Source organism: Candidatus Eisenbacteria bacterium, from assembly GCA_016930695.1.
In the GTDB taxonomy this organism is placed as follows: Bacteria; Orphanbacterota; Orphanbacteria; order Orphanbacterales; family Orphanbacteraceae; genus JAFGGD01.
Map to the genome: position 1 here is coordinate 1 of JAFGGD010000029.1, position 20796 is coordinate 20796.

Genomic DNA, 20796 nt, shown 5'->3' on the forward strand with positions numbered 1-20796 from the left:
CCGCCTCGGACGAGGCTTCTCCCGGAATCGTAGCCCTCGCTACGATGAGGAAGAAGCCGACGGAGAGGCGGATCCGCGCCCGCCATCATTTTTCGCAGTAGGATTTCGGGGAGGGCCGCGGGTTAAGAGAGTTCCAGTTCCTCCAGATCGTCCTCGTCCAGCCCGAAGAAGTGGCCCAGCTCGTGGTAGACGGTGATCGCGATCTCCCGGATCAGCTCTTCGCGATCCGCCGCCACCCTCTCGATGTTTCCCTGGAAGAGATGGATCGTGTCCGGCATGGACTGAGAGTCGGAGGTTCTCTCCGGAAGGGGGATCCCGCTGTAGAGTCCCAGAATGGCCGGATCGAAGGGGGGCTCGTCCTCGAGAAGGATCTCTTCGGCGGGGACCCGTTCCACGAGGATCGCCACGTTCCTCGATTCGATCTCGCGGCGGAACTTGGCGGGGAGCTTGTGGATCGCCTCCTCCACAGCTTCTTGGAAATCCTCGTCGCCGATGCGGTAGGGAAGGACGTACGCCTCCGGATCGATCCAGTTGGCGCGCTCCGCCATCCGATCCGCCTCGTCGAGCCGGCCGCCCCGCTCGGCGAGACGGCTCAGCACATCAATCGCCTCGACGCGTTCCTCGAACCGCAGTGCCTCCTTGGCGAAGCGCCGGGCGCTGAAGAAGTCGCAGAGGGAGAAACGGATGCGGGAGAGACCGGCCAACAGATCGGGCGCGTCCGGGAGAAGCTCCACGGCCCGCGAGTAACGCTCGTTCGCGCCGCGCACGTCACCGAGGCTCCAGAGCGCGTCCCCCTGGAGGGCGAGAAGGTCCGCCACGTCCGGGTAGGCGCGGAGAGCCTCATCGGAGAGGTCCAGAGCCCGCTCCGGGTCCCCCTCGTCCAACTCCCCCTCGATCGCCTCGATCCAATCATCCACGCTTTTTTCCATGCTCCGATCCTAATTCGGCGGGAGGTCTAAAGACAAGCCCCTCATGAGTCCCACCGGAACGCCGGCGGAACCCCCGTCAGGGACCATCCACGCCCCGCGCCCGATAAAGGTCTAAAAGAATCCCGTTCTCCTTCGGGAAATAGACGCTCGAAACTCTCTCCCCCCACGCGGCGAGAGGCGCGCGGTATGCCTCCGGGTCGCCGGCGTGGGAGATCACCAGCCAGCAACGGCGCGCCCCTCCCCCTTTCCGCAGCGCCCGATCGAGCGCCTCCCGATCCCCCGCCTCCGACTCTCGAATTCCCCCCACCGGAAGGACGCCCCGATAGGCGAAACGGAAGGGCTCTTCGACATAGGCCGGCGCGACGAGCACCAGATCCCCCTCCCTTTCTCCCTCGGCGACGGCCGCCGCCGCCGCCCGCCACTCCGTCTTCCCCGCCCGCGGGTTTCCGTAGTGCGCCCCCAAGGCGAAAAGGAGGAGCGCCGCCGCCACCGCCGGGAGCGCCCTGCCGGCGCGCCCGCGGATCCCCCTTCCCCCCTCGATCGCGAGCAGCGCGAGGAAGGGGAAGGAAACCTGGAGGTAGCGTTCGCTGATCAGGTTCGAGAAAAGCGAAACCGCGATCGCCAGCGCGTAGGGAACCGCCGCAAGAAGGATCAGGAAGCGGAAGGGCCTTCCCCGCCGCGCCGTCCGGACCGCGCCGCGCAAGAGGAGCGCGCCGAAAACCCCGAGATAGAGAATCAGAACGGGGAGGTTCCGCGCCACGAAAGAACCCATCGCCCTCTTCGCCTCCGGCGTGAGCGGCAGGAGACCGTATCCGGCCGCGAACCGGAAAAGAGAGTAGGGGATTTGGCTGAAGAGGAACCGCCGGAAACCCTGTCCTCCGCCGGTGCCGGCGCCGATCAGGTTGATCGCCCAGGGGAGGTAGGCGAGGACGATCGCCGCCTGAAGGGCGATCCAAAGGAGTAGCTCGGCGCGGCGGCGGCGCAGCTCGAAAAGCGCGAAGAGGTTCATCGCGACGAGCGCGAAACCGGCGTAGTAATGCGTGTAGAGGGCGAGCGTCGACGCGGCGGCGAAGAGGACCGCCGGCCCGGCGCCCCCTCTCTCCACGTAACGGAGAAGAGCGATCGCGGCGGCGAGAATCAGCGCGAGAAGGAGCGTATAACCGCGGGCTTCCTGCCCGTAATACACGAGGAACGGGGAAAGGGATGCGGCCGCGGCGGCGAGAAGCCCGGCCCGGCGGTCGAGAAGCTCCCGGCCGAGACGGTAGAAGAGGGGAACCGCGAGCGCGCCGATCACCGCCGAGAGGGCGCGGAGCGGCGCCGCCCCGTCGCCGAAAACGCGCCAGAGATGAAGGATCGCGTAGTAGAGCGGCGGCGTGTGCCGGTTCCCCACGGCGCCCGCCCAGATCGATTGCAGATCCGCCGAGGCGAGCCGCCAGGAGTAGGCTTCGTCGAGCCAGAACGACTCGGCGCCGATCCTCGCGAGGCGGAGGGCGAGGGCGGCCGCAAAAAGCAGGACGACCAGGGCGCCGTCCCCGCGCCGCTCCGCCGAATCCCCGATCCCCTTTGCTTCCTCCATGCTGATCCCCTCCTTCGCGATCCGCCGACCCCAGCATAGAGCGGCGCCGTCGCCCCGGCCAAGGGGAAACGCCCCCTTTCGCCGGAATCATGGAGTCGGAGCGCGAGGGGAAACGCCCGTGCGGCGCTTCCGGGATCGACGCGGTTGCTCCCTCTCCGGACATCTGCTAGCCTGGACTCGGCCCGCGGATCCCCGCGGCGCGAAACGGTGTGTAATCCGACGCGAACCATGAGACCGAGCAGTCGAGCCGGAAGAACCCGGACCGTGATCCGGGGGGAGGGACGAACCGGATGAAACGAACCTTTACCCGCGCCTCTGCTCTCGGGGTCGTTCTCCTGCTCGCCGTCGCGGCCGGGCAGGCGGCCGCGCAGGACGCGGAGACCCGCGAGACGGCGATCGAGGCGTCCGTGGCGCCGAACCCGATGGTGCTCATGAAGACCACCCTGGGGGATATCACCGTCGAGTTGTACGCCGACAAGGCGCCGGTGACGGTGGAGAACTTCCTGCGCTACACGGACGAGAAGTTTTACGATGGAACCATCTTCCACCGCGTCATCGAGACTTTCGTGATCCAAGGAGGCGGTTGGACCAAGGAAATGGTCCGCAAGGAAACGCACGAACCGATCGTGAACGAGGCGAACAACGCGATCGGCAACACGCGCGGCACCATCGCCATGGCCCGCATGCAGGATCCGAACAGCGCGACCAGCCAGTTTTTCATCAACGTGAACGACAACGCGCGACTCGACTACTTCGACGAGGCGACCCCCGGCTACTGCGTCTTCGGCCGGGTCGTGGAGGGGATGGACGTGGTGGACAAGATCCGCAAGGTCCGCACCGGCCCGATGAATCCCCTCCCCCGGGACGTCCCGATCGAACCCGTGGAGATCCTCTCCATCGCCCGGATCGGCGGCGAAGAGACCGCCCCGACGGCGGAAGCCGAGGAGACGGACTAAAGCCGGCCCGAATCGGGAAAGGCGGGAGCGTCCGCCGGAGGATCTATGGAGCAGCAGAAGATCGACAATCCCCGCGTCCGGTTGACGACCAGCCTGGGCGAGTTCGTCCTCGATCTGAACCGGGAAAAGGCGCCGGTGACGGTGGAGAATTTCCTTCGATACGTGGACGACCGTTTTTACGACGGGACGATCTTTCACCGCGTGATCGACGGGTTCATGATCCAGGGAGGCGGCTACGACGAAAAGCTGGGCAGGAAAGAGACGCGGCCGCCCATTCAAAACGAGGCGCACAACGGCCTTCGAAACGTCCGCGGCACCATCGCCATGGCCCGCCTCCCCGAACCGGACACCGCCACAAGCCAGTTCTTCATCAACGTGGGGGACAACAGCGAATCGCTGGACTACCGGGACGACATCGAGCGCCCCGGCTATTGCGTCTTCGGCGAGGTGACGGACGGGATGGACACGGTGGATAGGATCAAGCAGGTGGAAACCGGCATGAACGCCATCGGCGAGGACGCGCCGATCGAGAAGGTGACGATTCTCTCGGCCAGGCGCGAAGAGCCCGCCTAGACCGCAAGGAAAGGCCCCGTTTCCACCCCGCGCGCCGGGCGGGGCAGGAACGGGGCCTTGTTCCGTTCCGGACGCCGCGATTCGATCAGCTTTTCCGGATCATCTCCAGTGCAATCTCGATCTCCACCTCGTTGCCGATCAGCGGCGGACGGTACTGAAGGTTCTCCCAACCGACGCCCCAATCCTCCCGATTGATCTTCAGAGTCGCCTCGAAACCGACGCGGGTCCCCCCCCAGGGATCCTCCACCGGACCGATCACCTCGAAGGGAAAGGCGATCTCCCGCTTCACGCCGTGCATGTCCAGCACGCCCCGCAACACCCAATTCTCCCCCTCTCTCTCCACAGCCGTGCTCTCGAAACGGATCTCCGGATTCTTCTCGGCGTCGAAGAAATCGGCCGTCCTCAGGTGCGCGTCCCGTTTCTCGTTCCCCGTGTCGACGCTCGCCGTTTGGATGACGAAGGACGCGCCGCTCCTATCTATCGCGTCCTCGTCATAGTCCACGAATCCCTGATACTGCGTGAACCGTCCATTCACCTTCGAAAGACCGAGGTGTCGGATCTTGAACTCGATCGACGAGTGGGGGATATCCGGCTCGTATCGGTCCGCCGCCGCCGCCGCGGGCAAAACCGCCAGGAGAAAGGCCGCGACGATCGCTGTCCACTCCCTACGCATCGTTCCCTCCTTGGCTCGACCGGCCCGTCCGGGGGACGCCGGGCTCCGGGCGCCGCAAAAAGAGGCGATCCGGATCGCCCGAACCGGGGTGGGGTTCGGCCATGAATCATTCTCTCCCTTAACGTAGGCGGAAGAACGCCGCGTGACAAATCTTTTGCGAGTGATCGGCGGCCAACGCCAACGCTCAGAACGGTTTATGGCTCCTCCTGCGCGCCCTCCCCCACGCCCCTTCCGGGGCCTTTCGTTGACAGGCGCCGAAGGGGCCGCCTAGAATGGAAAACGATCCGCCCGCCCTGGCGGAAATCCGTCCGGTTCCACCGCAACGCAAAGAGGGGAGGCGCCGCCGCATGTCCGCCGAACTGAACCCCTTCCGGATCGCGCAGCGACAGCTGGATGAAGCGGCCGACCGCCTGGGTCTCGACGACGCGACCCGTGAGCTGCTCCGTTGGCCGCTCCGCGAGATCACGGTCACCCTGCCGATCCGTATGGACGACGGCACCACGCGGGTTTTCCGGGGCTATCGCGTGCAGTACAACAACTCCAGAGGCCCGACCAAGGGGGGATTTCGCTGGCACCCGGACGAGACGATCGACACGATCCGCGCCCTGGCGGCGTGGATGACCTGGAAGACCGCGGTGGTGGACATTCCCCTCGGCGGCGGCAAAGGGGGCGTGACCTGCAACCCCAAGGAGCTGTCCGAAGGGGAGAAGGAGCGGCTCGCCCGCGCCTACATGCGGAAGATCGGGCGGGTCCTCGGGGCGACGCGGGACGTGCCCGGCCCGGACGTCTACACCACGCCGCAGATCATGGCGTGGATGATGGACGAGTATGAACTCATCCTGGGCGAGTCCCATCCCGGCGCGATCACCGGCAAACCGATCTCCCTGGGCGGCAGCCGAGGGCACGCCGACGCGACGGCCCGTGGGGGCGTCGTCTGCGTTCGTGAAGCGGCCCGCGCTCTCGAAATCGACACGAAGGGAGCCGCCTGCGCGATCCAGGGGTTCGGGAACTCCGGCCGGCACGCCGCCCTCCTCGGCGAGGAACTCCTCGGCCTGCGGGTGGTGGCCGTGACCGACTCCCGGGGAGGCGTCTACAACCCCGACGGCTTGGACGCCAAAACCCTGGCGGATCACAAACTCGGCACCGGACGCGTCGAGGGCTTCCCGGCCTCCCGGCCCATCAGCAACCGCGAGATCCTCGAGCTGGACGTGCCGATCCTCTTCCCCAGCGCCCTGGAGAACGTGATCACCGGCTCGAACGCGCCGAAGATGAAAGCCCGGATCGTGTGCGAGCTGGCGAACGGACCGACCACGCCGGAGGCGGACCGGATTCTTCACGATAACGGCGTGTTCGTAATCCCCGACTTTCTCGCCAACGCCGGCGGCGTGACCGTCTCCTATTTCGAGCAGGTACAGAACGCCTACAATTATTACTGGGACATCGAGACGGTGCGAGAGCGCCTGGACCGGAAGATGACCGAGGCCTTCCGCGAAGTCCACGAGATGAGCGAGAGGGAAGGAGTCCACATGCGCCTCGCCGCCTATATGGTGGCGGTGGCGCGCGTGGCCGAGGCCTGCCAACTCCGCGGTTGGGTATAGGAACAACGCGCCATGAATGACGGCATCCCGCCCGTCCCCGCGGCGGACAACCCGACCGCCGAGCGCCTGCGCCGCCACCTGAAGAGCAACGCCATCTACGCGCAGAGCATCTTCCGCAACCTGATGATCCTCCTCCACACCCGCGGCATCGTCTCCGTGGACCGGCTCTACGCGCAGGCACGGGAGGTGCTCCACCGGGACGCCGCGGAAATCGCCCCGGACGACGAGGACCCGAACCGTCCCATCGCCCCCCGCTGGGACGAGGGAGAGCGGGACGCGGTGATGCACCTGACCGTGCGTTACACCGCCGCCCACCTCACGCCGGACGAGGTGGACGAGGTGGTGACCCGCTCCCGCCGGGCCGAGAGAGCCCGCACCATGGAAGAGATCGCCAACATCCACGACGTCTCCTTCGAGCTGCTCTCCCGCAAAATCGCCGAGTACTGCGCCGACGGAAAAAAGCCCACCCCGGAGGAGAACGAGCGGAACATGGGGGTGCGGGTGGCGCTGATCCGCCGCCTCCTTTCGGACCAGCTCGAATTCATCGGCATCGCCAAACGCCACCTCTCCATTCCGGACATTCTCCCCATCGTGCGGAACACCATCGGCACCCACGGGGGTATCGGCAAGGTGGGAGGCAAGGCGTCGGGGATGTTCCTCACCCACAGGATCGCCGCGGATCACTTCGCCGCCAAGGGGGAATCGCCGGCGATTCCCCTCGGCACGCCGGAGTCCTACTACGTGCGCTCCGACCACTATCAGGAGTTCATCAAGCGGAACAACCTGATGGGATATTACGACATAAAGTATCGCGGCATGCGGGAGATCCGCGAATCTTTCCCGTTGATTCGTGCGGTCTTTAAGAACAGCGAGTTCTCACCCTACATCATCGCCAAGCTCCGGGAGATGCTCGAAGGGATCGGCGAGCATCCGCTCATCGTGCGTTCCTCGAGTCTCCTGGAGGACAATTTCCACAGCGCCTTTTCCGGGAAATACCAATCCATCTTCCTCGGCAACCAGGGCTCCCTGGAGGACCGCCTGAACCAGCTGCTCGGCGCCATCGCCGAGGTGTACGCCTCCACGCTGCACCCGGATCCGATCCTCTACCGGCGGCGGCGCAATCTCATCGATTACGACGAGCAGATGGCGGTGCTGATCCAGAAGGTGATCGGCTTCCGTTACAAGCACTACTTCCTCCCCGCTTGGGCGGGGGTCGCCTTCTCCCGCAATGAATGGCGCTGGACGCCGCGGATCCGCCGCGAGGACGGCATGATGCGGCTCGCCCTCGGCCTCGGCTCGCGCGTGGTGGACCGGGTGGGAGACGACTACCCGCGCATGGTCGCCCTCGGCGAGCCCCTTTTGCGCCCGGAGGTCACCGCCGACGCGATCCGCAACTACTCGCAGCGCTTCGTGGACGTGGTGGACCTGGAGAAGAATCGTTTCGAGAGAGTGTTGATCCGGGACCTGGACTTGGACGATTCCTTCCCGGATCTCCACCGGATCGTCTCCATTTACGACCAGGGCATGCTGAAGAAACCGATGACCCGCCGGGTGGTCGCGCCGGCGTCGAGCCTGGTCGTCACCTTCGACAAGCTCCTCTCCGGACCGTTCCCGGCGCTGATGCGGGAGATCCTGGGCGCGGTGGAGAAGGCTTACGGCGTGCCGATGGACGTGGAGTTCGCCAGTGACGGGGAAAAACTCTACATCCTGCAAGGCCGCCCCCAGGGACAATTGATTCAGGCGGGAAGAATCCGGATTCCCGAGAACGTGCCGCCGGAGCGGACCGTCTTCACCGCTTCCCAATCCGTCCCGACCGGCCGCGTCCGAAACGTGGAGTACGTGGTCTACATCGACCCCATCGACTACGCGCGTCTCCCCTCCCACGAGAGGAAGACCGGCGCGGGCCGGGTGGTGGGGCTGCTCAACGAGCGGCTCGAAAACTCCCGCTTCATCCTGATGGGACCGGGCCGTTGGGGATCGAACAACATCGATCTGGGCGTGCGGGTGCGCTACGCCGATATTCACGGAACCCGCGCCCTCATCGAGGTCGCCCGCGCGCGGGACGGGTACACGCCGGAGGTGAGCTTCGGCACCCACTTTTTCCAGGATCTGATCGAGACCAATATCTTCTACCTCCCCCTCTATCCGGACGAGAAGGACAACATCTTCAACGAGGATTTTCTGCGCCGCTCTCCCAACGCGCTCGCCCGCGTCCTCCCCGAGGCGGCGGACTACGAAGAGACGATCCGGCTCATCCACGTCCCCGAGGCGGGGGGCGGGCTCCTCCTTCACATGGACATGGACGGCGAGAGCGAGCGGGCCATCGCCTGGCTCGGCGAGGAGGCCTCCGAGGAAGAGTAGGGGCGGACTTCTCCGCGCGAGGTCGCATCCTCGTCGGCACTCCGTGGCGATCCCGAATCCACCGGGGGGGCGGCACGCCCCGGATGCCGAGAGGGATACCCCGTCCGTCCCTCTTCCCCCGCCGTGCCCCGAAGGGAGAGCCGGCGGGGGAAGAGATTTCCGATAGCGATCGCGCTTCGAGTAAGGATACGCGTCGCGGTTATCGTTCCCCTCGGAAATCCGGGTTCTCGTAGATCTCGAGCACGATCCGCCCCCCCCTCTCGAAGGTCCGCACCGGTCGCCAACTCCGGCGGATCTCCCCCTCGTGCACCTCACCCCAAGCGCCGCGCCGGAAACCGCGGATGCGGTAGTTCTCCGCCACCCAGGGAACGAGCACCGCCCAGGCGCCCCTCCGGAAAGCGGGATCGCGCGCGTCGATGGCGGCCCGCCTCACGTAGAGCGGGCTCCGGAAGGGGAGCGCATCCGCCACCACCGGCGCCGAGGGTGGGACGTTCCGGTTCACCAGTTCCCCCGCCTCGACGTAGATCCTCTCCATCGCCCGGTAATCGAGAATCTCCACGCCGGACCGGTAGCCCCCCCACGCGAGAATCGGGACTGCGGCCAGCCAGGGGAGGGCGCGGCGGCCCGCCCCGGCGAAGCGGTCGAGGAGAGCGCCCGCGAGGATCGCCGACGGGAAGAGGGCGGGGAGGTACCAGTTCATCTGCTGCCGCCGCCAGAGAAAGAAGAGGGACCAGCAGAGGAAAAAGAGCCAGGCTCCGCGGAGCGGCCGGGGAAAGCGGCGACGGATCGCGGGCGCGGCGAGGGCGAGCAGCGGGAGCGGAATCGGCGCGATCCGCAGGAAGAGAGACCAGCCGAATGGAAGGCTCCTCCAGACGGTCATCTCCCGCATCAGTTCCAGGTCGCTCCTCCTGAGGAAGAGGAGGGGCGCGAAGGAGAGCGCCGCGAAGAGGGCGATCTCCACGGCGCCGCGGCGCCGCCCGTTCTCTCCCGCGCCGGGCCGAAGCCGGTCGAAGAGAAGCAGGGCGAGAAGGGAGGCGGGGAGGAGCGCCGACGTGTATTTGGTCGCGACGGCGAGAGCGGCGAGCGCAGCGGACGGCGCGAGCGATTTCCTTTCCGTCTCGGCGCGCAGGTAGAGCGCGAGAGCCCCCGCGAGAAGCGCCGCCTGCGCCGGATCGACGAGGATCGCCGAGCCGTAGCGATGGAGGAGCGGGGACGTGAGAAGGAAAAGCGCCGCGAGACGGCCGGCCCGGGGGGAGACGGCGCGGCCGCAGGCCGCGAACGCGAGAGGGGCGAGAAGGGCGCTCGACAGAGCGGGAAGGGCGCGGCAGGCCGCGAAGGACGCCCCGAAGAGGCGGACCAGCGCGCCGGCGGCGAGGAAGAAGAGAGGCGGGTATTGCCAGCGGGTCGGGGCGAGCAGTTCCCGTAGGCTTTGGCCGCCGATGACGGTCCGGGCGACGCGGACGATCTCCGGGTACCAGAGGAACTCGTCCCAGAGAACCGGGCGCCGGAACAGATGGATCGAGAAGAGGAGAAGGCCGGCGGCGAGGAAGAAAGCCGTCTCGAGAAGCGGCGGGCGTCCCGGGCCGGCGCGAAATTCGTCGGCGTTCATCGCGTCAGAACTTGCCGTCGAAGAGCCTGTACAGTTCGCCCTCGCTCCAGCACTCGAAAAGGCGTTCCCGGATGACGTCGAAACGAAACATCTCGGCCAGCTCCTTGTACACCTTCAGGTAGGCGTCCGGGTCGAAGTTGGATCCGATCAGGGCGACGAAGATGTGAACCTTCTCCCCGTCGGGCGCGCCGAAATCGTACCCTTCGGTCGAGCGGGCGAACCCGAGGATCGGATCCTTGACCTGATTGCTCCGGATGTGGGGGAGGGCGAGGTTGTGCCCGACGGCGGTGGAGGCCTTCTTCTCGCGGTTCCAGAGGTCGAGGAATAGCTTGTTCCGGTTCCCGACGCGGCCCGTTTCGGCGAAGAGACCGGCCAGTTCGCAGATCACGCCCTCCTTGACGCGCAGGGCGTGCTTCTCCCGATCGTAATCCTCCTCCTCCGGAGGCTCGACCCGGGTTTCCATCTCGAAACAGACGAACCCGTTCTGAAGATAAGGGGAAAGCCGCACGTTCCGCACTCCATGACCGCTTCGACCGCCACGCCACCCTCCTGGCTTTCTTTAGCATATCGGAAAAACCGCGAAACACACAAGAGTCCCCGTTGCCATCGCCCACCCCGGATCTGCTACAATGCGGCCGGGGCGGCGTGCCGCGCCGTTCGGACGGCTTCGGGCGGGCCCCGCGGAGGAGGAAAAGATGGACGCGCCGACTCCGAAAGAGGGTTGTTACGAGGATCGGCCGCTCGGCCGCTCGGAGTACATTACCGCGATGGTGCACCTCTACCGGGGGGAACTCCAACGCGCCAACAGCTGGCGGCTCCGGCTCGATCACACCACCAACTGGGCGATCATCGCCGTGATCGGCCTCCTCTCCTTCACCTTCGGAACGCCCGATCATCCCCACATCCTTCTCGTTTTCGGGATGTACATGGTCTTCACCTTCCTCAGCCTGGAGGCGAGGCGTTTTCGTTTCTTCGACGTTTGGCGGTCGCGGGTGCGCCTGATCGAGGAAAACTTCTACGCGCCCATCCTCCGGCGGGAATTGGACAGCCCCTACGAGAGCTGGGGGAAGCTCGTCGCGGAGGATCTCCTCCGCCCCAGCTTCAAGATGTCCTTCGCCCAGGCGTTGCGGGCACGGCTCGTCCGAAACTACTCTCCCCTCTTCCTCGTGCTCCTCGCCTGCTGGTTTCTCAAGGTATTGATCCATCCGATCCCGGTCGCGAAAACCGGCGATTTCCTCCGAAACATCGCGCTCGGCCCGATCCCCTGGTTCGTCTCCATCCTTCTTCTCTGCCCGCTCTACGGCACCATCGTCTATCTGATCTTTTTCGTGAAAAAAGGCCGCGTTTCGGAGATGGATTGGTGGACCCATCTGAGCGAGGCGGAGGGGGTGGACCGGCTGGACAGATAAGTCGTTCGTACGTGAAGCGTATCCGGCGCCGGTCGGCCCGGTTGAAAGAAGGTGTCGAGATCGGAAAACCGCTGAACATCCTCTTCCTCATGAACGCCTTCCACATCGGCGGATTGGAGACGCTCACCTTGGAGATCGTCCGGCGCCTGGGGGGGGACCGTTTTTCCTTCCGCCTCCTCTGTCTCAAGGAGAAGGGGAGCCTCGCGCCGGAGATGGAGGCGCTCGGCGTCCCGGTCCGTTCGGGTGTTCTGCGCGGCACCTACGATCCCCTCGGCCCCTTCCGTCTCCTCCGCGCGGTTCGGGGGGAGAGGATCGACATTCTCTTCGTCGAGCCGGGCCGGAACGCGCTCCTCTGCGGCGAGATCCTCGGACGCTTCGCCCGCGTGGAGCGGCGGATCTCGGCTGTGCACGCCACGGGCAAGTGGGGCAAGGAACGGATGTTCCGGCCGAGCCAGATCCGCATGCTCCGGCGGATGGACGGCGTAATCGCCTGCGCCGCGAGGCAGCGCGATTACCTGATCGAACACGAACGGCTCCACCCGGACAACCTGAAGGTGATCTTCAACGGCGTGGACCACGAGCGGTTCCGCCCCGCCGAGGGCGCCCCGCTCCCGCCGATCGAAGGGGGTCCGGCGACGGGAGAGCGGGCGGTCGGCATCGTCGCCTCCCTCACGCCGGAGAAGGGGCATGACGTGTTCGTCGACGCCGCGGCGATCGTCGCCCCCCGTTTCCCGGAAGCGCGCTTCCTCATTATCGGCGAGGGGCCGGAGAGGCCGCGCATCGAGGAGAGGATCCGCGCGAAGGGGCTCGAAGGGACGGTCCGCCTTCTCGGGAGGCGGCGGGATCTTCCCGACCTCCTCCCGCGACTCGATCTTCTCGCGCTCTCCTCCCATCCCTTTCGGGAAACCCTCCCGATCAGCACCATGGAAGGGATGGCCTGCGGCGTGCCGACGGTGAACACCGACGTGGGGAGCGTGCGCGATCTGGTCGTGGACGGTGAGACCGGCCTCCTCGTTCCGCCCGGCGACGCGCCCGCCATGGCGGAGGCTTTCGCGAGAACGCTCGGCGACCCGGAACGGGCGGCGGCGATGGGCCGCGCCGGGCGGCGCCGGATCGAGGAACGGTTCACCCTGGACCGGGCGGCGCGGGAGTACGCGGACTACTTCCTCTCCGTCGCCGGCGCGGGCGGTACATGAGGATCCTTCAGGTCAACAAGTACCACTACTACCGCGGCGGCGCGGAGCGGTACTACTTCGAGATCTCCCGCCTCCTGGAGAGGGCCGGCCACGAGGTGATCCATTTCTCCATGGCCGGCGACCGCAACGAACCCTCCCCCTGGTCGGAATACTTCGTCCCTGAAACGGATTTCCGATGCCCCGCCGGGGCGCTCCGCCGCGCGCGAGACGCGGCCCACACCGTCTGGAACCCGGAAGCGTACGAACGGATCGGGCGGCTGGTGAAGCGCGTCCGTCCCGACGTCGCCCACCTGCACAACATCGCCCATCAACTCTCGGGATCGATCGTGGTCGCCCTTCGGCGGCGCGGCGTCCCGACGGTGCACAGCCTGCACGATTACAAGCTGGTCTGCCCCGCCTACCGGCGTTTTCGCGACGGGCGGCCCTGCGACGACTGCCGTCGCCGCCGCTTCTGGAACGCCGTGCGCCACCGCTGCGTCCTGGACAGCCGGGCGGCGAGCCTGGTCGCCGCGGTGGAGACCTCTCTCTACTCCGCCTTCGGCCTCTACACCCGCGGAATCGATCTCTTTCACTCGCCGAGTCTTTTCGTGAAACGGACCATCGAGGATTGGGGTTTTCCCGAGGAGCGTATCTTCGCCTTCCCGCTGACCATCGACCTCACCCCTTACGTCCCGGCCGACCGGGACGAGGGCTACTTCCTCTACCTGGGACGCCTTTCCCACGAGAAGGGGCTCCCGGTTCTCGTGGACGCGGCGGCCCGCTTTCCCGAAGCGGAGATTCGCGTCGCCGGCGAGGGACCGGAGAAACCCGCTCTGGAGGGCCGGATCGCCGAACGGGGCGTCCGCTCGATCCGCTTCCTCGGTTATCTGGGCGGCGAGGCGCTCCGGGAGCAGATCGCCGGATGCCGCGCCGTCCTTCTCCCCTCGGAGTACGACGACAACTCCCCGGTGGTGATCTACGAATCCTTCGCCCTCGGGAAACCGATCCTCGGTGCCGAGCGCGGCGGGATCCCGGAGATGGTCCGCCCGGACGAGACGGGTCTTCTCTTCCCCGCGGGCGACGGCGCGGCGCTCGCCGCGGGGATGCGCCGCCTCGCCGGCGACCCGCCGCTCGCCCGGCGTCTCGGCCGCGCCGCTCGGGAGAGGATGGAAACGGAGTACGGCGCGGAAAAGCATCTGGAGCGCCTCCTCGCCCTGTACGAGGCGGCGATCAAGCGCCACGGCTGAAAGGGATCGGGAAGCGGGATCACCGGCGAAAAAAGAACGGCCCCGCGCCGGGCGGGGCCGTTTCGCTCGCGAATCGAAATACTCGTTTACTCGCGAACCTTCCAGACCGTGTCGATCACCGTGCCGTCCACCCATTGAATGACCGCCACGGGAACGTCTTCCGTCTTCGGTGGAGTCGGCGCGCCGCCGCAGATCCGCTCCACTTCGGCCTTGATCTCCTCGATCGGCCGGATCGGGAGGTCCGAGCCGCGGACCGCGTCCAAGAGGTCGGCGCGGCGCGGATTGACGCAGATCCCCCGCTCGGTGACCACCACGTCGACCAGTTCGCCCGGCCCGGTCACGGTGGTCACATGGTCCACCAGTACCGGGATCCGATCACGGAACGAGGGGATCGCCAGGATCGCGCATTTGGAGAAGAGGCAGTTCTGCCAGCCGCCGATTCCGTGGAGCAGCTTACCGTCCGAGTGGGTCACCACGTTGGCGTTGAAGTGGACGTCCACTTCCGTGGCGCCCAGCACCACCGCGTCGACGATGCCCGCGAAATTCCCCTTGCCGTGAAAATTGTAGCTCGTGAAAGGGCTCGTGTTGACGTGACCCGGGTTTTCGCGCATCGACCGGACGCCGTCCAGATCGAAGGTCTGTCCGTCCAGGATGTAGTCGGTAAGGCCCTCTTCGAGCATCTCCACCAGGTATTTGTTGCTGCCGCCGCGGATGAAGCGCGCCTTCACGCCCGCCTCCTTCATCATCTCCTTGAGGAAGATGGCGAAGGCGAGCGATGTCCCTCCCGCGCCGGCCTGAAAGGAGAAACCTTGCCGCATGATCCCCGCGTCCCGCACGAAGCGGGCGACGTATTCCGCGATCAGGAGGCGGTCCGGGCTCTTGGTGATCCGCGTCGTGCCGGAGACGATCTTCTCCGGCTCGCCCACCTTTTCCACCTCCACCACGCAGTCCACGTAGTTCCCCTGGATTTGCCAGGGGACGCAGGGGAAGGGTACGAGGTGGTCGGTGACCACGATCACCCGGTCGGCGTACTGCGAATCGGCGAGCGCGAAGCCGAGGAGCCCGCAGGCGCTCGGTCCCTCCACGCCGTTGGCGTTACCGAAGGGGTCCGCCGCGGGGGCGGCGATCACCGCGATGTCGATGTGGATCTCGCCGTCCTGCACCGCCTGGTAGCGCCCGCCGTGGCTGCGGAGCACGCCGAGGCCGCGCATCTTTCCGTGGGAACAGTAATCGCCGAGAGGGCCGTTCATGCTCCCTTCGATGTGGTGCACCACGCCGCTCTCGAGATAGTCGATGATCGGCGCGTGACAGGGAAAGGCCGCGCTCGGGAACCAGACCAGGTCCTTCACGCCGATCCGCGCCGCGGCGGCGAAAACCGCGTTCGCCACCAGGTCGCCGTTCCGGAAGTGATGGTGCGTCGAAATCGTCATTCCGTCCCGGACGCCGCAGCGCCGGAGCGCCGCTTCGATGTCGTCCACTCTCTTGTCGCCGTCGGCGGGATAATCGATACAGGTGGCGACGAGAGGCGCCGCCTTCCTCCCCTCGGGGCGGTGTTTGCCCACCCCCCGGTAGGGGATCGCCGCGCGCCCGTTCACCTCCGCCGGCACCATCCGCCCCAAGGCGTTCTTCAGCAGTTCGCCGCTCATGATGCGTCCTCCCCTCCCGCCATGCGGACCACCTGAAGCGCCCGCTTCACCACCGGCGGATCGATCATCTTGCTGCCGAGACTCACCACGCCGCTGCCGCGCGAGCGGGCCTCCTCATAGGCGGCGACGATGCGGCGGGCCTTCTCCAACTCCTTCTCGGTGGGGGCGAAGGCGTCGTGCACCACCGCCACCTGGCGCGGATGAATGCATCCCATCCCGTCGAAACCGAGCGCCTTCGATTCGAGCGCGTTCCTCCGGAGCGCCTCCATGTCCGAGACGTCGGAGAAGACGCTGTCGATCGGCTGCACGCGGGCGGCGCGGGCGGCGTTCACCACCGCCGAACGGGCGTGGAAACTCTCCCGACCCTCCGCGGTTCGCGGGGCGCCGATGTCGGCGGTGTAGTCCTCGAGGCCGATGGTGAGGGCGACCACCGTGCTCGCCGCCGAGGCGATCTCGAAGGCGCGCACCACGCCGAGGGCGCTCTCCACGATCGGCATCAGAAAGACCGGCGCCTCGATCCCCCGTTCCTTACGGATCTCGTCGATCCGCGCCGCCACGTCCCGCACGGTCTCCGCCGATTCCACCTTGGGGATCAGGACGACGTGCACGTTGTGCGGCACGATCGCGTCCAGATCGTCCATGCCGAGGGGGAGCTGGTTGATCCGCACCATCCTCTCGGCGCCGTAAAAATCGACGGTCCGAAGGGCGTTGCGCACCATCAGCCGGGCCGCGTCCTTCTCCTCGGGGGCGACCGAGTCCTCCAGGTCGAGGATCACGCCGTCGGGGTGATGCAGCCCCGCGTTCAAAAAAAACTTCGGTTCGTTGCCGGGCAGATAGAGCCGGGTCCGCCGGAAACGCTCCCTCTTCGTCCCATAGCGGCAGCAATCGGCGAACTCGGGGAGCGCCTCCTCCGTCGTTTCCGGCAAGGCGCGGCGCACCGCGGCCTCGATCCGCGCCGCCAGGGCGAAGGGGACGGCGCCGAAATCCTCGATCGTCACTCCGGCGCGCTCCACGCCGAGCGTCTTCAGCGTGGTTTCCGCCTGAGCGCGGATCGCCTCCCCGTAGAGTGAAGCCACCTTGCTCGAGAGCTCGATCCGGACGCCTCCCGAATCGGCCGTCTCCAAGCGGACCCAACAATCGGAGCGGACTTTGTCCCCCCGCCTGCCCGCTTCCGCCGCGATCGTCATATCCGTCACCTCCTCGAGACCGAGCCGGGCCGCGCAGGCGGCGTCCGGCAGCGACCCCGCATGCCTTCCGTCCAAGACGACAAGCCTAACCCGGCGCGAAGCCCCGCGCAACAGGGACCGGCGAGGAAAAGAGGAATCCGGATTCCCCGCTCTCTCCCGCCCCTCTTCCGTCCCCACGCGCCGAAGGAGCGGGGCGCGAGGCGCCGGCGTTCGCGCCGCCCCCCTCACCCCTTCTCTTGCCGGGCCGCCCTCCGTCCGGTATCATCGAAGTCACTGAAAGCAAGCGGCTTACTACCGATGTTCGAGACGGGAGGAGGACCCTGTGAACCGTCGAATCATCGCCGTTCTCTTTTTCCTCTCCGGCGCGGCGGGTCTGATCTATCAGGTCGTATGGACCCGATCGCTCACGCTCCTCTTCGGGTCCACCACGCTCGCCGCGAGCACGGTGCTCACCTCTTTCATGGCCGGCCTGGCGCTCGGCAGTTTCCTCTTCGGCCGCTTCGCCGATACGCGCCGCCGCGCCCTTCCGGTCTACGCTCTTCTCGAAGTGGGCATCGCCGTCACGGCGCTCCTCTTCCCGGTCTTTCTCGGTCTCTTCAAGCCGGCCTACCTGGCCCTCCACCGGCATCTCCAAGGCTCCTACCTTCTCTTCCCCCTCGCCCGCTTCCTTATCTGTTTCGTCTGGCTCGTCCTTCCCACGGCGCTCATGGGGGGAACCCTTCCGGTGATCACGCGCTTCTTCGTCAAGGAGAGGCGTTCCTTCGGCGGCAACGTGAGCGCGCTTTATGCGCTCAACACTTTCGGCGCCATGATCGGTTGTTTCGGCGCCGGGTTCTTCCTCATCCCCGGTCTCGGAATCGCCGGCGTGACCCTGCTCGCCGCGGGGCTGAATCTGATCGCCGCGGCGGGCGCGCTGATTCTCGCGCGAAGCGAGAGAGCGGAGCTTCCGCCGGCGGAGATCCCCCGGGAAGAAAGCGCCGCCGGCTCGGAAACCGCCTTCCCCCTCGGACCGCGGACGATCCTCATCCTCTTCGCCCTCGCCGGTTTCGCCAGCCTCGCCTACGAAGTTCTCTGGACCAGGGCGCTCCTCGTCTTTCTCGGATGGTTCGCCGTTTACGCCTTCACCATCATCCTGACCACCTTCCTCTTCGGCATCGCCCTCGGCAGCGCCTTTTACCCCTTAATCTTCCGATCCGGCCGCCGCCTGGTGATCGGCTTCGGCGTCATCGAGATCGCCATCGGCGTCTTCGCCGCGCTTTCGGTGGCGATCTTCGGCGACCTCTTCGAGTTGATCCGGGCGCTCGACCACCATCTCGGCTTCCCCACCTGGTGGCGTTTCATCGGCGCCCGCGCCGGCGGCAGCTTCGCCGTCGTCCTCCTGCCCACCTTTCTGATGGGCCTCGCCTTCCCGGTGGCGAGCGCGATCTACGCGCGCGCCGGAAAGGGATACGGCAGAACGGTGGGATATGTCTATTCGGCGAACACGGTAGGCGCCATTCTCGGCTCGCTGCTCACGGGGTTTCTTCTCCTACCGACTCTCGGCGTGTCCCGGAGCATCGCGGCGATTTCGCTGATCAACCTCGCCGTCGGCGGGATTGCGTTCTTTCTCCGCTACCGCCGCGGCGGCCTGCGCCTCCTCGGCGCGGCGGTGTTGCTCCTCGCGGTGGGGGGCGGTCTCCTCAACTTCATTCTTTCCTCGGGCCGTCCGATGATTCTCCAGAGCCGCCACTTCAAGAACCCGGACAAGAAGATGGAGCTGCTCTACGCCAACGAGGGGGCGACCGCCTCGCTGGCGGTACTCCGGGATCTGGATTTCGGGCACAACGAACTGAACATCAACGGCGAGTCGACCGCCTACACAACCTACACGGACATGCAGGTCCATCTGATGCTCTCCCACACGCCCCTGCTGCTCGCCGAGGATCCGCGCAATGTGTTGGTGATCGGCTTCGGCATGGGATCCACCTCGTGGGGCGCGGTCCTCTATCCATCGGTGGAGGAGGTGGTCTGCGTGGAGCTGGTGCCGAAGGAGGTGGAGACCGCCATCTACTTCCGGGACGTCAACCACGGCGTGCTGGAGCACCCCAAGTTCCGGCTCGTCATCGACGACGGGCGGAACCACGTCTTCGCCACCCGGGAACGGTACGATCTGATCTCCTTCAACGCGATCCACCCCAGCCACAGCCCGGCGCTTTATACCTCCGATTTCTACGCCGAGTGCGCGCGCAAGCTCTCCGACCGGGGCGTGATCTGCGCCTGGGTGCCGACGAACAGCTTCACCGAGCACCAGTTCCAAATCCTGTTGAAGACCTTCCTCTCCGTCTTCCCCCATTCGTCGCTCTGGTACGTGAACCCGAACCATCTGGTGCTGATCGGAACCCGACGGGAGCTGCGCCTCGACTATGCCGAGTTCCGCCGGCTGGCCGCGCTCCCCGAGGTGAACCGCGACCTGGCGAACTACACCATGGAGGATCCCTTCCGGCTCCTCGCCTACCACCTCATGGACGAGAAAGACCTTGATCTTTACACAAGAAGCGTTCCCGTCAACTCGGACGACAAACCGTACCTCGAGTACTCACGGGAAATGTACACGCGCCCCGAGATCGTCGACGCCATGCTCTTTCACCGTTCGAGCATCCTCCCCTACCTGGTGTTCGAGGGGGACGGAGAGGCGACGGCGGACACGCTCCGTCGCTATGAGCAGGCCGCCTTCCATCTGCTCGCCGCCCAGGCGGTGCAGTGGCTGGAGATGCCGAATCCCGACAAGGCCGGAAGCACCTGGAAGGCGGATCAGGAATTCCGGGAAGCCTTCCGCATCCTTCCCGGAGACAAAAACCTGGAGGTGATCGCGGCGGTCACCGAGAAGGACGAAGAGAGACTCCGCGCGCTCCTCTCGACGGAACCGATGAACCTGCTCGCCTGGGACACTCTCCTTCGCATACAGAGAATGCGTCGGGACTGGGAGGGGATCGCGCGAACCCTCACCGAACTCGGCACACCGGTCACCGACCAGGCTCGTCTCTGTCTGGGGATGCTCCACCTGCGCTCGGGCGAATGGGATCGAGCCGAACGGGCCTTCCGCGGCCTCGCCACCGGCGGGGAATCGGAGACGCTCCGGCGCGTCGGCGAGGAGTACCTGCGGATCATCGAAGGGGAACGCGACGCGTCCGGTCGCGACACGAGCCCGGATGAAAAGACCGCCCTCGCCCAGCGCTACTGGGGTGTCGGGGACCGGGAGCACGCGGAGGAGCTCTTCCGTGAAGCCATCGAACGATTCCCCGATCGCCCGCTTCCCCTTTTCGCATACGCCCAGGCGCTCGAGGAGAGCCGCCGCTTCGCCCGCGCCGAGTCTCTCTACGCAATCGCCGCTTCCTTCCCCATCAAGCGCGAGGATTTCCGGCGTCTCATCGACGAAGGGCTCGAGAGAACCCGGATCCTGGTCGCGCTGGAACGCAGCCCACACCGCGTCACGCGGATCGAGGGAAGGGGCGGCGAACCGATCGACGTCGATCCGGCCTCTCCGGCGCTCCGTCTGCGGATCGCCGCTCTCCTCGGCGCGCGGGGGATGTGGGCCCACGCGGCGGTGCATCTCCGGCTGGCGGTGACCATCGACCCGGAAAACGCCGACGCCCATGAAGCGCTCGGCGGCGTCCTCTCCCTGCGAGGCCTCGTCGACGCGGCGCGGAGCGAGCTGAAAGAGGCGATCCGGATCGACCCGAACCGCCGCTCCGCCCGGGAGAAGCTGCGCGAGCTGGAGGAGGAAAAGGCCGGCGCCTGAGGTCCACGCCGCAGAGAAGGTCGCATCCAAAAGGTTATTACACAAAGACACGGGCCGCCCGGCGGGGCGGCCCGTGTTC

At 66.4% G+C, this 20796-nt stretch carries 15 protein-coding genes; 8 read left to right on the forward strand and 7 right to left on the reverse strand.

The features are described 5' to 3' along the window. Positions 1-122: 122 nt before the first annotated feature. Both JW958_05290 and JW958_05295 read right to left on the reverse strand, forming a co-directional pair. Entirely contained in the window at positions 123-929 is an 807-nt protein-coding gene (locus tag JW958_05290; protein ID MBN1825662.1) for a metallopeptidase family protein, read from the reverse strand. A 76-nt stretch (positions 930-1005) separates the two neighbouring features. After that, the gene (locus JW958_05295) at positions 1006-2505 is read right to left on the reverse strand and encodes a glycosyltransferase family 39 protein (protein ID MBN1825663.1); all 1500 of its coding nucleotides are present in this window, start codon (positions 2503-2505) and stop codon (positions 1006-1008) included. 422 nt (positions 2506-2927) lie between these two features. On the opposite strand from JW958_05295, the gene JW958_05300 reads away from it, so the two are divergent. Both JW958_05300 and JW958_05305 read left to right on the forward strand, forming a co-directional pair. Further along, the gene (locus JW958_05300) at positions 2928-3461 is read left to right on the forward strand and encodes a peptidylprolyl isomerase (protein MBN1825664.1); all 534 of its coding nucleotides are present in this window, start codon (positions 2928-2930) and stop codon (positions 3459-3461) included. Between the two features lie 45 nt (positions 3462-3506). Then, positions 3507-4034 (forward strand): peptidyl-prolyl cis-trans isomerase, encoded by a 528-nt coding sequence (locus JW958_05305; protein MBN1825665.1) that lies wholly within the window; start codon positions 3507-3509, stop codon positions 4032-4034. Between the two features lie 85 nt (positions 4035-4119). On the opposite strand, the gene JW958_05310 is transcribed toward JW958_05305, so the two are convergent. Beyond that, on the reverse strand, positions 4120-4707 hold the full coding sequence (locus JW958_05310; protein MBN1825666.1) for a YceI family protein: 588 nt from the start codon (positions 4705-4707) through the stop codon (positions 4120-4122). Positions 4708-5054: 347 nt separating this feature from the next. Here JW958_05310 and JW958_05315 point away from each other — a divergent pair, with 347 nt between their 5' ends. Both JW958_05315 and JW958_05320 read left to right on the forward strand, forming a co-directional pair. Further along, positions 5055-6305: a Glu/Leu/Phe/Val dehydrogenase gene (locus tag JW958_05315; protein ID MBN1825667.1), complete on the forward strand. Its 1251-nt coding sequence runs from the start codon at positions 5055-5057 to the stop codon at positions 6303-6305. A 12-nt stretch (positions 6306-6317) separates the two neighbouring features. Further along, a complete protein-coding gene (locus tag JW958_05320) occupies positions 6318-8666 on the forward strand; it encodes a hypothetical protein (GenBank protein ID MBN1825668.1) in 2349 nt (782 codons plus the stop codon). Between the two features lie 199 nt (positions 8667-8865). Here JW958_05320 and JW958_05325 read toward each other — a convergent pair whose 3' ends face one another. Together JW958_05325 and JW958_05330 are read right to left on the reverse strand one after the other, a co-directional pair. Then, positions 8866-10275, reverse strand: coding sequence for a glycosyltransferase family 39 protein (locus JW958_05325; protein ID MBN1825669.1), 1410 nt, complete (start codon positions 10273-10275; stop codon positions 8866-8868). 4 nt (positions 10276-10279) lie between these two features. Further along, positions 10280-10783, reverse strand: coding sequence for a PTS sugar transporter subunit IIA (locus JW958_05330; protein ID MBN1825670.1), 504 nt, complete (start codon positions 10781-10783; stop codon positions 10280-10282). 187 nt (positions 10784-10970) lie between these two features. Between JW958_05330 and JW958_05335 the strand changes: the two genes are divergently transcribed. From JW958_05335 to JW958_05345, 3 genes are read left to right on the forward strand one after another with little or no spacing between them, the layout of a single operon-like run. Further along, positions 10971-11684 carry a DUF2270 domain-containing protein gene (locus JW958_05335; GenBank protein ID MBN1825671.1) on the forward strand — a complete coding sequence of 238 codons (714 nt, stop codon included), beginning with the start codon at positions 10971-10973 and terminating at the stop codon, positions 11682-11684. 41 nt (positions 11685-11725) lie between these two features. Continuing rightward, positions 11726-12880, forward strand: coding sequence for a glycosyltransferase (locus JW958_05340; GenBank protein MBN1825672.1), 1155 nt, complete (start codon positions 11726-11728; stop codon positions 12878-12880). Next, a complete protein-coding gene (locus JW958_05345) occupies positions 12877-14106 on the forward strand; it encodes a glycosyltransferase (protein ID MBN1825673.1) in 1230 nt (409 codons plus the stop codon). The genes JW958_05340 and JW958_05345 overlap by 4 nt, the downstream gene beginning before the upstream one ends. A gap of 86 nt (positions 14107-14192) precedes the next feature. On the opposite strand, the gene citF is transcribed toward JW958_05345, so the two are convergent. After that, a complete protein-coding gene (gene citF / locus JW958_05350; GenBank protein ID MBN1825674.1) occupies positions 14193-15752 on the reverse strand; it encodes a citrate lyase subunit alpha in 1560 nt (519 codons plus the stop codon). Next, positions 15749-16939 (reverse strand): HpcH/HpaI aldolase/citrate lyase family protein, encoded by a 1191-nt coding sequence (locus JW958_05355; protein ID MBN1825675.1) that lies wholly within the window; start codon positions 16937-16939, stop codon positions 15749-15751. Before JW958_05355 ends, citF begins: the two co-directional genes overlap by 4 nt. A 322-nt stretch (positions 16940-17261) precedes the next feature. On the opposite strand from JW958_05355, the gene JW958_05360 reads away from it, so the two are divergent. Next, positions 17262-20717: a fused MFS/spermidine synthase gene (locus JW958_05360; protein ID MBN1825676.1), complete on the forward strand. Its 3456-nt coding sequence runs from the start codon at positions 17262-17264 to the stop codon at positions 20715-20717. Positions 20718-20796: the final 79 nt, after the last annotated feature.

Coding starts and splice junctions, on each gene's coding strand:
- JW958_05290 (MBN1825662.1), bottom strand. CDS start 929: ATGGAAAAAAGCGTGGATGATTGGATCGAGGCGATCGAGGGGGAGTTG.
- JW958_05295 (MBN1825663.1), bottom strand. CDS start 2,505: ATGGAGGAAGCAAAGGGGATCGGGGATTCGGCGGAGCGGCGCGGGGAC.
- JW958_05300 (MBN1825664.1), top strand. CDS start 2,928: ATGGTGCTCATGAAGACCACCCTGGGGGATATCACCGTCGAGTTGTAC.
- JW958_05305 (MBN1825665.1), top strand. CDS start 3,507: ATGGAGCAGCAGAAGATCGACAATCCCCGCGTCCGGTTGACGACCAGC.
- JW958_05310 (MBN1825666.1), bottom strand. CDS start 4,707: ATGCGTAGGGAGTGGACAGCGATCGTCGCGGCCTTTCTCCTGGCGGTT.
- JW958_05315 (MBN1825667.1), top strand. CDS start 5,055: ATGTCCGCCGAACTGAACCCCTTCCGGATCGCGCAGCGACAGCTGGAT.
- JW958_05320 (MBN1825668.1), top strand. CDS start 6,318: ATGAATGACGGCATCCCGCCCGTCCCCGCGGCGGACAACCCGACCGCC.
- JW958_05325 (MBN1825669.1), bottom strand. CDS start 10,275: ATGAACGCCGACGAATTTCGCGCCGGCCCGGGACGCCCGCCGCTTCTC.
- JW958_05335 (MBN1825671.1), top strand. CDS start 10,971: ATGGACGCGCCGACTCCGAAAGAGGGTTGTTACGAGGATCGGCCGCTC.
- JW958_05345 (MBN1825673.1), top strand. CDS start 12,877: ATGAGGATCCTTCAGGTCAACAAGTACCACTACTACCGCGGCGGCGCG.
- citF (MBN1825674.1), bottom strand. CDS start 15,752: ATGAGCGGCGAACTGCTGAAGAACGCCTTGGGGCGGATGGTGCCGGCG.
- JW958_05355 (MBN1825675.1), bottom strand. CDS start 16,939: ATGACGATCGCGGCGGAAGCGGGCAGGCGGGGGGACAAAGTCCGCTCC.